At 46.3% G+C, this 13,225-nt stretch carries 9 protein-coding genes and 1 pseudogene; 6 read left to right on the top strand and 4 right to left on the bottom strand.

Features of this window, described 5'->3' with window-relative positions:
• The first annotated feature begins 101 nt into the window (after positions 1–101).
• On the top strand, positions 102–2,180 hold the full coding sequence (gene recG / locus AB0763_RS00645; protein WP_306101856.1) for an ATP-dependent DNA helicase RecG: 2,079 nt from the start codon (positions 102–104) through the stop codon (positions 2,178–2,180).
• Positions 2,181–2,782: 602 nt separating this feature from the next.
• The gene (locus tag AB0763_RS00640; protein WP_306101855.1) at positions 2,783–4,165 is read left to right on the top strand and encodes a uracil-xanthine permease family protein; all 1,383 of its coding nucleotides are present in this window, start codon (positions 2,783–2,785) and stop codon (positions 4,163–4,165) included.
• Between the two features lie 148 nt (positions 4,166–4,313).
• Here the strand turns inward: AB0763_RS00640 and envZ are convergent.
• The 3 genes and pseudogenes from envZ to AB0763_RS00625 all read right to left on the bottom strand — a co-directional run.
• A pseudogene (gene envZ, locus AB0763_RS00635) lies at positions 4,314–5,600 on the bottom strand (two-component system sensor histidine kinase EnvZ); the annotation flags it as partial.
• A gap of 62 nt (positions 5,601–5,662) precedes the next feature.
• Positions 5,663–6,382, bottom strand: coding sequence for a two-component system response regulator OmpR (gene ompR / locus AB0763_RS00630; RefSeq protein WP_306101854.1), 720 nt, complete (start codon positions 6,380–6,382; stop codon positions 5,663–5,665).
• A gap of 205 nt (positions 6,383–6,587) precedes the next feature.
• On the bottom strand, positions 6,588–7,451 hold the full coding sequence (locus tag AB0763_RS00625; RefSeq protein ID WP_306101853.1) for a DMT family transporter: 864 nt from the start codon (positions 7,449–7,451) through the stop codon (positions 6,588–6,590).
• Positions 7,452–7,799: 348 nt separating this feature from the next.
• Here AB0763_RS00625 and AB0763_RS00620 point away from each other — a divergent pair, with 348 nt between their 5' ends.
• The 3 genes from AB0763_RS00620 (at position 7,800) to AB0763_RS00610 (ending at position 11,727) form a co-directional block, all read left to right on the top strand.
• On the top strand, positions 7,800–10,754 hold the full coding sequence (locus AB0763_RS00620) for an EAL domain-containing protein (RefSeq protein WP_306101852.1): 2,955 nt from the start codon (positions 7,800–7,802) through the stop codon (positions 10,752–10,754).
• A gap of 115 nt (positions 10,755–10,869) precedes the next feature.
• Positions 10,870–11,208: a hypothetical protein gene (locus AB0763_RS00615; protein WP_306101851.1), complete on the top strand. Its 339-nt coding sequence runs from the start codon at positions 10,870–10,872 to the stop codon at positions 11,206–11,208.
• 234 nt (positions 11,209–11,442) lie between these two features.
• A complete protein-coding gene (locus AB0763_RS00610) occupies positions 11,443–11,727 on the top strand; it encodes a hypothetical protein (RefSeq protein ID WP_306101850.1) in 285 nt (94 codons plus the stop codon).
• Between the two features lie 252 nt (positions 11,728–11,979).
• Here AB0763_RS00610 and greB read toward each other — a convergent pair whose 3' ends face one another.
• Positions 11,980–12,516 carry a transcription elongation factor GreB gene (gene greB / locus AB0763_RS00605; RefSeq protein ID WP_306101849.1) on the bottom strand — a complete coding sequence of 179 codons (537 nt, stop codon included), beginning with the start codon at positions 12,514–12,516 and terminating at the stop codon, positions 11,980–11,982.
• 141 nt (positions 12,517–12,657) lie between these two features.
• Here greB and AB0763_RS00600 point away from each other — a divergent pair, with 141 nt between their 5' ends.
• On the top strand, positions 12,658–13,158 hold the full coding sequence (locus AB0763_RS00600; RefSeq protein WP_306101848.1) for a GNAT family N-acetyltransferase: 501 nt from the start codon (positions 12,658–12,660) through the stop codon (positions 13,156–13,158).
• Positions 13,159–13,225: the final 67 nt, after the last annotated feature.

Here is a 13,225-nt window from a genome sequence, read left to right as displayed (position 1 = left end):
TACAAATAAACAGTGAGATGGTTTACTTTATCTTATTGATTCGGTTATGCCTAACCATGGGCTTTCGTGATATTGGTCGGTAAAACACAAGGTGGCGGCGTATGTCTCAAATGATGTCAGCAATTCCGTTAACCAGTTTATCTGGTGTCGGCAGTAAAATTGCGGAAAAGATGGCGAAAATTGGCCTAAATTCTGTACAAGATTTACTGTTTCACTTGCCACTTCGCTATGAAGATCGCACCCGCTTGTACCCGTTCTCCCAACTTCACCCTGGCCTTTGGGCCGCCGTCAAAGGTCAAGTCAAAGCGGTTGATACTCTCTTCGGCCGAAAAAAAATGATGACGGTAAAAATCAGTGACGGCAATGGTTCACTAACCTTGCGCTTCTTTCACTTTACGGCAGCAATGAAAAACAATTTTGCCGAAGGCAAGAGCGTTTACGCCTATGGTGAAATAAAGCGCGGCAGTTATGGACTAGAAATGGCACATCCCGATTATCAATTCTTTGCCAATCAGGATCAAAGTGCTATTGAGAAAACCCTCACTCCGGTTTACCCAACCACCGAAGGGCTTAGGCAAACGACCTTACGTCAACTCACAGACCAAGCGCTAAAACTGCTCGACAGCACAGCCGTCGATGAATTGCTGCCACAAGGCCTGTATCCGCAACAAATTACCCTTGCTCAGGCTTTGCATCTCATCCACCGGCCTTCACCAGATATTAACCTCGAGCAATTTGAGCAAGGCAAGCACCCGGCTCAAGTTCGCCTGATCATGGAAGAATTGCTGGCGCAAAACCTCTCTATGCTCGCCGTTCGCCAACAAGGGCAACACGATCCGGGCCGAGCACTCGCGCCCAGCAAAACGTTAAAAGCACAATTATTGGCGGCACTGCCCTTTACTCCAACCGCGGCTCAATCCCGAGTCGTGACAGAAATAGAGCGCGATTTACAGCGCCCTCGTCCTATGATGCGCTTGGTTCAGGGCGATGTCGGCTCAGGAAAAACCTTGGTTGCCGTGCTTTCCGCTCTCTCAGCGATAGAACAAGGCTTTCAAGTTGCCCTCATGGCACCAACCGAACTGCTTGCCGAGCAGCACGCTATCAATTTCACTCAATGGCTTGAGCCTCTGGGCATACAGGTCGGCTGGCTGGCTGGCAAACTCAAAGGCAAAGCAAAAGAGGCACAACTCGCGGCGATAGCCGATGGGCGCGCACAAATGGTGGTCGGCACTCATGCCCTATTTCAACAACAAGTGCAGTTTGACAACCTCGCCTTGGTCATCATTGATGAACAACATCGATTTGGCGTTCATCAACGACTTGAACTACGAGAAAAAGGGGCCAAACAAGGTTATTATCCTCACCAGTTAATCATGACAGCGACCCCCATTCCTCGCACGCTGGCCATGACGGCGTACGCCGATTTAGAAACCTCAGTGATCGATGAACTGCCCCCCGGGAGAACCCCGATCCAAACGGTTGCCATTCCAGACAGTAAACGCGGGGACATCATTGAGCGTGTCCGTCACGCCTGCCAACACGAAGGCAAACAAGCCTATTGGGTCTGCACCCTGATCGACGAATCCGAAGTGCTTGAAGCACAGGCCGCTGCCGATATTGCCACTGAGCTCCAAGCTGCCTTGCCCGATCTCAAAATAGGTTTAGTACACGGCCGAATGAAAGCCGCGGAAAAGCAACAAGTCATGCAGGCGTTTAAACAAAACGAATTACAGTTATTAGTGGCCACCACCGTGATTGAAGTCGGTGTCGATGTCCCCAATGCCAGCTTAATGATCATCGAAAATCCCGAACGCTTGGGGCTTGCTCAACTTCACCAGTTGCGCGGTCGCGTCGGTCGTGGCTCTGTCGCCAGTCATTGTGTCTTGCTGTATCACTCTCCATTGTCTAAAACGGCACAAAAACGCCTGGCGGTATTGCGCGAGAGCAACGATGGCTTTGTGATTGCACAGCGCGACCTTGAGATTCGTGGTCCCGGGGAATTGCTTGGCACCAAACAAACAGGCCTTGCCGACTTTAAAATTGCCGACTTGATGCGCGACCAATATTTGATCCCCGAAGTACAGCGCCTTGCTCGTCACCTTCACGATCAATACCCAACCAATGCTAAAGATATTATTGACCGCTGGCTCGGTGATCGGGATGTGTATTCGCGCGCCTAATGCCGACCTCATGGGTTTACCCGTCGTGCCCCACGGGGTCTGATTCGCACACCTTATACCAATCTGATTAAGTCTGTGGTCAAGGAAAGCGCAGAATCAAGCTTGAGAACAAGGCAACCTATTTGCTTATAAAGACAAGACAGTGAGTCGTTGTTCTACCAGTTATTTTCACAACGATGTTATCGCGTTTTTTAGCCCGCCAGGGTGACCTGCTATTTAATTAGATTGGCATTAAATAGCAACCGTTTGCGTTCTCAAAGAAAGCCTTTATAATCAGCGCCTTCTTATGCCAAGTGATGATTTGTTATCAATAATAGTACGGTTATACCACGCTTTTTGAACAAACGGCTCCCGCTTTAGGGTATCCGCTCTGATGAATACCCATCTGGTTAAGTCTGTGGTCAATAGGTGCGCAGGAAAACGCTTGAGAACAAGGCAACCTCTTGGCTTATAAAGAGAAGAACCTCCGTCGTTATTCTACCCGTGATGTTCTTAACGACGTTATCGAGTGTTTAACCCGCTATTTAGTTAGATTGGTATAACCGCAACCACAGAGTAATCGGTGTCACCTATTAATACGCTTATTTGCAAGGAATCTAGTTATGTCTGGTCCGACGAAAAACTCCGAACTGATTTTCCAACTCAATGACCGCCCGCCTCTGCCGCAAACACTTTTTGCCGCCATTCAGCATCTATTGGCCATGTTTGTTGCTGTGATCACGCCTTCCTTGATTATTTGTCAAACTTTAGGGGTGGATAGCCAGCAAACCAATACCATTATCAGTATGTCTTTATTTGCCTCAGGCCTTAGCTCACTGATCCAAATTCGTCGCTTCGGGCCAATCGGTTCTGGGCTTCTGTCCATTCAAGGCACCAGTTTCAACTTTCTTGGCCCAATTATCGGCGCAGGATTATCACTCAAAGCTGGAGGCGCCGATGTTGAAACTATGATGGCCGCGATTTTTGGTACCATTTTGGTTGCCTCGAGCGCAGAGGTCATCTTGTCGCAGGTATTGTCTTACGCACAGCGCATCATTACTCCATTGGTCTCTGGCATTGTTGTCACTTTGATTGGTTTAACGCTCATTCAAGTCGGCTTAGTCTCGATTGGCGGTGGGTACGCTGCCATGTCGGACAACACCTTTGGTCAATTGTCGAATTTGGGCTTAGCGGGATTGGTATTGGCCATCATTGTTTTACTCAACCGCAGCCGTCAACCGTACTTGCGTGTTGCGTCAATCGTTATCGCCATGGTGGTGGGTTATGTGGTTGCTTACTTTACCGGCATGGTCAAACCCAGTACCCCGAATGAGCAAGCTTGGATTGCTATCCCACACCCAATGCAATTTGGGCTCAGTTTCGATGCGAGCTTGTTTATTCCACTCGTGTTGGTGTTTATTATTACCGCATTAGAAGCGATTGGCGATATCACCGCAACATCAGAAGTCTCTGGCGAACCCGTCAAAGGCCCAGTTTACATCAAACGCATCAAAGGCGGCGTGCTGGCCGATGGCATCAACTCTGCGTTGGCGGCTTTACTCAACAGCTTTCCCAACTCAACCTTTAGCCAAAACAATGGCATCATCATGTTAACTGGCGTCGCGAGTCGTTATGTCGGTTACTTTATCGCCGTCATGTTAATGATTCTTGGTTTGTTTCCTTCCGTTGCCACTTTTGTACAAGGGATCCCTGAACCGGTTCTTGGCGGTGCAACATTAGTGATGTTTGGCACCATTGCCGCCGCAGGGGTTCGTATTATCGCGCGCGTTGAGCTCGACCGTCGCGCCATTTTGATTATGGCCTTGTCTTTTTCGATGGGGCTGGGCGTCGTTCAACAACCCGATATTTTACAGTTTATGCCAGAGATGGTGAAAAACATCCTCTCTTCCGGCGTCGCCGCGGGCGGACTCACCGCCATTTTACTCAATTTGATTCTGCCCGAAACCACGGCGGAGAGCGTTCAAGAAAACGAGAGTCAACCCTAACGTTGCCAAGCGATGATCACCACAGCCACTGCCGATAAGCAGTGGCTTTTTTACGATTCGACTTGCGCTACTTGTGATTGTTATTGCTGTAATGGCGCCCGCCAGGTGTGGCTTTTTTCAGATTCAAACGCACTTTTTTCTTACCATGAGTCGGGAAGCACAATTGCACTTTTAGTCCACCATCGGGACGATTATTCACAATCAAGGACCCTTGGTGCTGACTGACGATTCTTTTTACAATCGCCAGACCAAGCCCAGTGCCTTCACTGCCTCTCGCCGCATCACCTCGGGTAAACGGCTCAAACACACTGCCAATTTGATCGATAGCAATCCCAGGGCCATTGTCTTCAACCAAAACCCACGCTAATTGATGATCAGCGCTTAAGCCCGTCGATAAACGTACCCAACCGTTACCATAGCGAATCGCATTGACCACTAAATTCGTGATTGCGCGTTTGATAGCAATTTTTTGTCCACAAACCGGCAGTAAAGGATCGAGTAATGACGACTCAATGTCGATGCCTTCACGGCGTTCAGAGTCGCGGATTTCTTGTACCGTTTCATTCAAGTCAACTTCACTAAAGGATTGCGTATCTGTCGGTTTTAAGTAATCCATAAATTGACCAATGATTTCATTGCACTCTTCGGTATCGCTAATGATCCCTTCAGCTAAGTAATCGTCCTCCGGCGACATCATTTCTGTCGCTAAGCGAATTCGCGTGAGTGGCGTGCGTAAATCATGACTAATCCCGGCCATGAGTAAGGTCCGGTCCTCTTCTAAGGCTTGAATCCCCTTAGACATCTGATTGAAGGCTTTTGTCACTGAGCGGATTTCTGACGCGCCGGTTTCAGGTAAAGGCGGGGGGATATGACCTCGCCCCACTTCCTTTGCCGCTTTTTCAAGTGCGACTAATGGTCGGTTTTGCAGCCGCATAAATAGCCACACCCCGGCTAATATGAGCAACGACACTAATAAACTATTGCGAAATAAAGGAATAAAATCTTCTTCTTGCAACTCTGAAAGGGGGACTCGAATTAAAGTACCAGGCAGAGCATCGGCTTTCATCCACAGAATATAACTGTCTTTCCCTAACCCCAGATGAACCTCTGTTGGCGTATCGAGTGCTTGCGTCATTTCTTCACTCATCACCTCGATGTGCATGGCTTGTTGAAAATCGCGACTGGCGTCGGGATCGGCCTCAGGATGTAAAGTGACATTTAAACGCTGTAGCAACTTCAATTGCAGTGGTTCAAGCTCTTGAGAGGTATCGTGATTATCGAGTACGACATCGAGTTCATGGGCGAGGATCTTCGTAAACTGTTGCAAACTCGGCATCAGAGCATAGTGAAACACCGTATAGTAAGAAAACACCTGACTGGCGATCAGCAAAGAGAGAAAGATACACACGGATTGAGTAAACGAGCTGCGCATCATAGAGGCCACCTAAAAAAACAAACGCCCACCAAAGTGAGCGCTATCTCGTGAATCGAAAGAAATTAGACTTTTTGACCGTCAGGAACAAAGACATAGCCGAGTCCCCATACCGTTTGAATGTAACGCGGTTTGCTGGCATCTTCTTCAATCAAACGGCGTAAGCGCGAGATTTGTACATCAATAGAACGCTCAAGCGCAGAATACTCGCGGCCTCTGGCCATGTTCATCAATTTATCGCGTGACATGGGTTCGCGCGGCTTCGACACCAAGGTTTTGAGCACCGCAAATTCGCCGGATGTTAATGGGATCAACTCATCATGGCGAAACATCTCGCGCGTGCCTAAATTCAGCTTAAAATCACCAAACTCAACCAAGGTTTCTTCCGCACTCGGCGCACCCGGTAATTCAACCGTCTGACGCCGCATCACCGCATTGATACGAGCCAGTAACTCTCTGGGGTTAAACGGCTTGGGCAAGTAATCATCAGCCCCGACGTCCAACCCAATGATGCGATCAGCTTCATCGCCTTTTGCTGTCAACATTAAAATCGGCATGGCATTATTGGCCTCGCGTAAACGACGGCAAATCGATAAGCCATCTTCACCAGGTAGCATTAAGTCCAGTACCATCAAGTGAAAATTTTCACGAGTGAGTAGGCGGTCCATTTGCTCAGCATTCGCTACACTGCGAACTTGAAATCCTTGCTCACTCAAATAACGCTCCAATAATGAACGCAACCTTGCGTCATCATCAACCACCAAAATTTTATAGTTATCTTGCATGGATACACCTCGACAATAAACCGACAACGCCAAAAGCCATACCAATCCAACTCCGGCCCCATTTCGCTGTGCGCCGATTAGGGTAACCCGTTACTTGTTTAGATTGATATTGTCACTTTCTAACCAATTGTTTCCTATAGATAGAATGTAACACCCTTCGCCCACACGGGTAAGACTATTTTGTTAATGAGTATGACTTTCCGCCTCAACGACGCTTTAAAGACACGAGTCGGTAAAACAAAATCGACAAAAGTACCAGCCCGCAGCCTAAGGTCTTATTTAAGGTCAGTTGCTCTTGGTAAATCACAATACTCAGTATCAAGGTGAAAATAGGTTCGAGCAACATAATTAATGCGGCATTAGTTGGCTGACAGTATTTTTGACCTATGGTCTGAACGAGGTAGCGAATACTGGTTGCCAGCACAATGCTCAGTGCCACCCATTGCCACGTGATCCAAGGCACGCTGTCTGGCCAAACTTCAAAAAAAGAGGACAACACCAGGCCAAAACAGCCACCGGAGAACAGCTGCAATGTCGTCAGCAAAATCGGGGGTAATCGCAAAGAATACCGGCTATTGATATTAAAGTGTAAGGCGAGCAGCACTGTGGCGGCTAAAAACCAGATCTGACTGGACGATACCACCCATTCGCCGTGCCACGACAATAAAAATAGCCCAGCGATAGCAATCGGCAGCGCGAGCCAAAATGCCCGAGGAGGCCGCTGGCCAAACAGCGGCCAAGCCAGCAAAGGGACCACCAACATCGCCAAACTCATGATAAAGGCCCCCTCTCCTAACGTCTCAGAGAGCGAGATGGCGTAAATCCAGCAAAAAATAGCAGAGCTTAATACTAACCCAACCGCCATCGAGGTTAAGCAATCTCGGGCACTGGCGAGTTTGAGTGCGCGATAACAAAAAGGCAATAAGCACACCGCCGCCAAGACAAAGCGAATACCAATAAATCCAATCGGGGGTAATCCCTCTATCGCCTGTTTAGAAAATATCCACCCGGCGGCAGCTAACACTGTGGTCGCCACGAGAATCCACTCGGCGCGCACTGACTTAAACATAATGCCTAACTCTCGTTGATTAATAAAAAGACAAAAAATAACACCGCCTTCGCGCAGACGATGACGGTAAATAAGCTGAGTCTCTGCCGCTTTACGCCTAAAAATCACGTTTATTGAAGCTTAACATTGAGACGACATTCTCTGTGTAACCAGTCTGGTAAAGCTCGCTATGAGTGTAACAACGTTTTTGATACATGTGGCACATTTTTAATATTTAGCCCATCAATATTGGCTGAACCGACTAAGCTAATTGATAGACACATATTAGAATTGGCTAATGCCTATCATTCACTCGATGATTTATTAGAGGTAATCACACCTCAATGTTACTCAGTTAGGCTAAATAAAATGACTACTCTTTTAATTGAGCGAGCTTTTAAGCATCAGCGGCTTACCACTTTAACGATCAGCAGTGGCTTGTTTTATCTTTTCGCCAGCCTGGCCTTGGCATTAACTCGCGACGGACAAAACATTGCGTTACTGTGGATGGCCAATATTAGCGTTGCCTATTACTTGTCAACGCAAGATGCTAAATACTGGTCGACGGCATTACTTGGGGTTGCGATCGCCAATTTAGCCGCCGATTACCCGTATTCGTCCTCGATACTACAAAGCTTGAGCTTTTTGCCCGCCAACCTAATAGAAATCACCATTACCGCTCATGTATTAAAACACCATGTATCGATAGACCAAGTGTTTAAAAAACCGTTTGCCTTGTTAAAAGTCTTTTATTTAGTTTGCTTTTTAACACCCATTACGGGCGCCTTATCCGGCACCTTACTTCACTATACCTACAGCCAACAATTATCGTGGAGCTTTACATTAAACTGGTGGTTATCGAGCGTCATTGGTTGCTTTGCCTTATTGCCTTTATGTCTGTTAGTCAGCCAACGAGGGTTAACCACGACATTGGAATCGTTTCTCAAACCATGGGTATTGGCTTTGCTGATCGCTGGAGGGGTGATTATTTATCACAGTTTAATTCACTTGGCCTTCCCTTATATTTACATTTCAACGGCCTATTTTGTCATCGCCGTTATTTCGTTAAGTGCTGCTGTCTACATGGCTTTTTTTGCCACCATTTTCGTCACTTTGATGCTCAATATTGGCGCTCTGATACCCACTGACCCCATTTTAAAATTCGCCGAGTTTGCTACCGCCCTTTTTTACTTGCCTCACTTATTGTCACTGATCCCTTTGTTGGCCTTAGCGTTTGCGGTGTACAGCAATAAAAAAAATCAAGCCCAGTTAATTTCACAACAACAACAATCTAAAGAGCTTTATCGCAAGACGCCTGTCGCCATGTACACCCTAGATCAGTATGGTGACATTGTTGATGTCAGTGACCAATGGTTAAACTTACTGGGCTATCAAAGAAAAGACGTGCTTGGCAAAGCATCGGTTGACTTCATGATGCCCAACAGCAAAGAACTGGCTCTCAATACTCACATGCCACAACTTTATCGACGTGGCACGGTACACGAGCTCGACTATCAATTCCGACACGCGAATGGCGAGCCTATTAATGTCTTATTTTCGGCAGTCATAAAAGAAGAACACCTGCAAATGCGCGCTTATGTGGTCCTTTCTGACATCTCTCGAGAAAAACATCTCGATCAGCAAGCTCAGCAACGCGAGCAATTTTTGCAATTGACCTTGAGCTCCGTCGGCGATGCGATTGTCGCCACCGACACCGAAGGTAAAGTCACTTATGTTAATCCTAAAGCTAGATCCTTACTCGACCTGTGTCAAAGCACTCAGCCACTGCACTCACCAGCCGATGATATAATTAAACTATACGATCTTGATGGCGTGCAGACGCCAACCTCGGTCAACCAAGTCCTGTCTTGTCATGAGCTATTTCAGCGCGAGCAAAAACTCAAGCTACACTCCCCTTCACAAGGAGAAATGATCATCAAAGAGCGTGCCTACCCCATTATGGATAAAAAGCAATTTCAAGGGGTAGTACTGGTTTATCAGGACATAACCAAAGAGCACCATTTACAAGAAGAGATGTGCTACATTGCAAAACACGACGAGTTGACTGGGTTGCCCAATCGCACAGTGCTGGTCAAACGATTAACCGAGCTTTGCCACAACCCCGAGCCGGATAAAAACTTTGTTTTGCTCTATTTAGATCTGGATAACTTCAAAAACATCAACGACTGCCGTGGTCACTCCGAAGGCGATCGCGTGTTAAAAGTCCTGTCTGAGCGCATCGAGACTTTTTTGTCGCCACAAGATGAAGTGTATCGTTTTGGCGGGGACGAATTTGTGGTGTTACTCAATAACAACTATCAAGCCATGAAACTCAAGCGGGAATGCCAAACCTTACTCGATGAAATTAACCTGCCATTAACAATACACAAGACACAGCATAGCCTCTCAGCCAGTGTTGGCATTGTGAGTTTCCCACGTGACGGTCAAGACCCCGACACACTACTAAGACGTGCCGATGTCGCCATGTATCAAGCGAAATCACAAGGCAAAAACACTTTCAGCTTTTACACTAAAGGCCTAACCGAGCACATTGAACAGCGTTTAGAAATTGAGCAACGACTGAAGCGAGCGATAGAGCTCAACCGCCTTGAAGTCCACTATCAGCCCATTTTCAATACCAAAACCAACCAAACTACTCACGCGGAAGCCTTGTGCCGTTGGCCTAGCGATGACACGGATAAATTATTTCCCGATCAATTTATTCCGGTTGCCGAGGAAAGTACATTGATTCATCAGTTGGGTATGTTGGTATTAAACAAAACCTGTGAAAATGAAACCTTGTTCAGACAGTATCAAGCGATTTCCATAAACATTAGCGCCATTCAAATGGAGCTGCCCCATTTTATGGACGACATAAAAACCACCTTACAACGCAATAAGATACCGCCAAGTCGATTGATCTTTGAGATAACAGAAACATCGATTATGAAAAACCCAGAAAACAGTCAAAAGGTCCTTGCAGAGCTAAGAGCCATGGGCAGTCAAATCGCCGTTGATGATTTTGGCACCGGTTATTCAAGCTTGAGCTACCTGAAGAGATACCCTGTCGATTACTTAAAAATTGATCGTGACTTTATTAACGATTTGACTCGTTCTAAATCGGATCACGCCTTTGTCATGGCCATCATTAGCCTTGCCAAAGCTTTAGACCTTAAGGTTATTGCAGAAGGCGTGGAAACCCAAGAGCAACAAGACGAGCTCAGCCAAGCTGGGTGCGAATATTTACAAGGTTATCACTTAGGCAAGCCCGAGCCCGTTGAGATGGAAAGCAATATGCTCTATTTTTCGAGTGTGTCTCATTAACTTGACGTGTTTGTTTTCCAACTTAAGCCTGTCATATTGATGACACAAATAATAGGCTTTGGAAGGATACTCTAGCTTCAATTCTCTGGTATTTCTCATAAGAGAGGAGAGCGAGATGTTATCCGTTAAAAAAGTATTATTGTTGATCGCGGCAGCGGTATTTTTTACTCCGCTGAGCGCCAATGCTGATCAGGTTGTGGTCTCTATCCCCGGTGTTGTCGATGTGAAAATTGATGACGCAAAACACAAATACAAGCACAAGCACAAGCATCACAGAAAAATCAAAAAGCATCGTCAATTTCCTTTCGGTATTGGCCGTCGTGAGCGCCATTTAAAATGCCGAGTCATTTTTCCGAAAAGACCAAGGGGACACCAACCACCTCCTGTCGATTGCTACACTCTGCAAAAACACCACTTACCCCGCAACGCCCGTGTCGTCGTCGTAGGTCGATAACTCAAACGGAAAAAACACAGGGTAGATCATGCGAATGGACAGACTGACATGCGCAGCGCTGAATGAAAAAGAAAGCGCTGCGCAGTTAACATCAGACACTGCTCGGTGTGAATACACTATCACCAGCATGTGATAACAGCCTCAAAACTCGAGTAAAATAAGTAATTTGTTAACAAAATGAGGCAAATTAGCGGTAGGGTGAATGGGTAAACAGTCAATTCATAGGATCTTGTTATGCCAAAGGTCATCATCAAGGGTTACATGCACGTAGCCGAGCGTGATGTTGATGTCGTAACGGCGGCAATCGACTATCATTGCGCCAAAGCTTTACAGCACAGCGGTTGCTTATTATTCGAAATTTATCCATCCAAACAAGAGCGACAAATGTTCCATTTTCATTATGAGTTTGTTGATCAAGACGCGTATTTACACTATCAAAACAAACTTCGTGGCTCGGCTTGGCACGCCATCACCCAAAGCGCAAAAGTTTTTCTTGAAGACGCGCCTTTGCAGCAATGAAATTGGAAGACCACTCAAGGTTAGGTTGAGCGCCAGTAATAAGCTAAACCTGAGCAGTATACCTAACTGAGTACACACTGTCTTAGTATACAAAAACTATCGCAATCAAGGCACTTAGCCTAGACCATCACGATTACCCCCAGTTGTGTCGCTCACCAAGCCGTTTCAAAACAGCGAGTAAGTGTGTTTTTCTTTCTTGTCTTCACCCTTTTGCTTTCACCCTGCTTTCTTCGCCATCAACCGCCATAACATTTATCCATTGGTCTTATCTTTTATGGTAGACAGCAACCAATTCGGGCGAAAATCGATCGTTTTTCCATATTCTATGCGGTTAATCCACCACACTTTCTCACCTTCTGGTGTACGGACAACGACGTCTTCATCCACTTCTTTCTTTAACAACGCACGCGCCATCGGGGCATCGATCGAAATATACATTTTTGCCTCTTCCCCATAAATTTCTTCAGGGCCTACGATGCGAAACTGCTTAATCACTCCGGCTTCATTTTCAATTTCAACCCAAGCACCAAAAAACACCTTCCCCTCTTGTTGCTCAGAGTAGTCAACGACAGTGACATCCGGTAGGTACTTGCGCAAAAAACGGACCCGTCGATCAATTTGCCTCAATAATCGCTTGTTAAACGTATAGTCAGCGTTCTCAGAACGATCCCCTAAGCTCGCTGCCCAAGTCACAATTTTCGTCACTTCAGGTCGACGCTCATGCCACAGGTAATCGTGTTCTTGTTTCAGTTTATTATACCCCTCACGGGTAATGAGTTTTGACTTCATTGTTTGTCCTTATTCAGCGCCAGTGATTACTCGACATCACTGTGACAACGAGGTAAATACTCGCCATGATCATCACAAAATATTGATTTCCTATACACCGGCTTTTATGCTCAGTGTATGACCTACGGACAATAAGACCTTATGATGCCCACCTCTTCTCCTATTGTTATTCGCACCATTCAAAGCAGTGATAACCTCATCATGGCTGATATCATTAGGCAAAGCTTTTTCGACCACGGCATTGACCATTTAGAAGGCGTCAGTTTACACGACCCCGCGTTAGTTGACCTCACCGCTGCCTATCAAAAAGAAAAACATCGTTATTGGGTTGCACTGTATGCAGGTAAACTTGCCGGTGGCTGTGGCATAGCCCCGTTACAAGGTGGCACTGAAAACTACTGTGAGCTACAAAAACTTTATGTAAAGCAAGACTATCACGGGCTAGGAATTGGAAAAGCCTTGATTGAACACAGCCTGCAATACGCAAAAGCCATAGGTTATCAGTATTGTTATTTAGAAACCTTACCAGAGTTGAGCAAAGCGGTCGGTTTGTATGAAAAGCTCGGTTTTGTGCCTCTCAAACAAGCGATTGGCAATACCGGTCACCACGACTGTGATATTCGTATGCTTAACACATTGTAATCAAAATTAAAATTTTCAGATGATCACAGGGAATACAAAATGTGTCGCCACGCTTAGTTTGCTAAAA

The organism is Vibrio sp. HB236076 (assembly GCF_040957575.1).
Taxonomy (GTDB): domain Bacteria; phylum Pseudomonadota; class Gammaproteobacteria; order Enterobacterales; family Vibrionaceae; genus Vibrio.
This window is presented reverse-complemented; position numbering and strand designations above follow the sequence as displayed.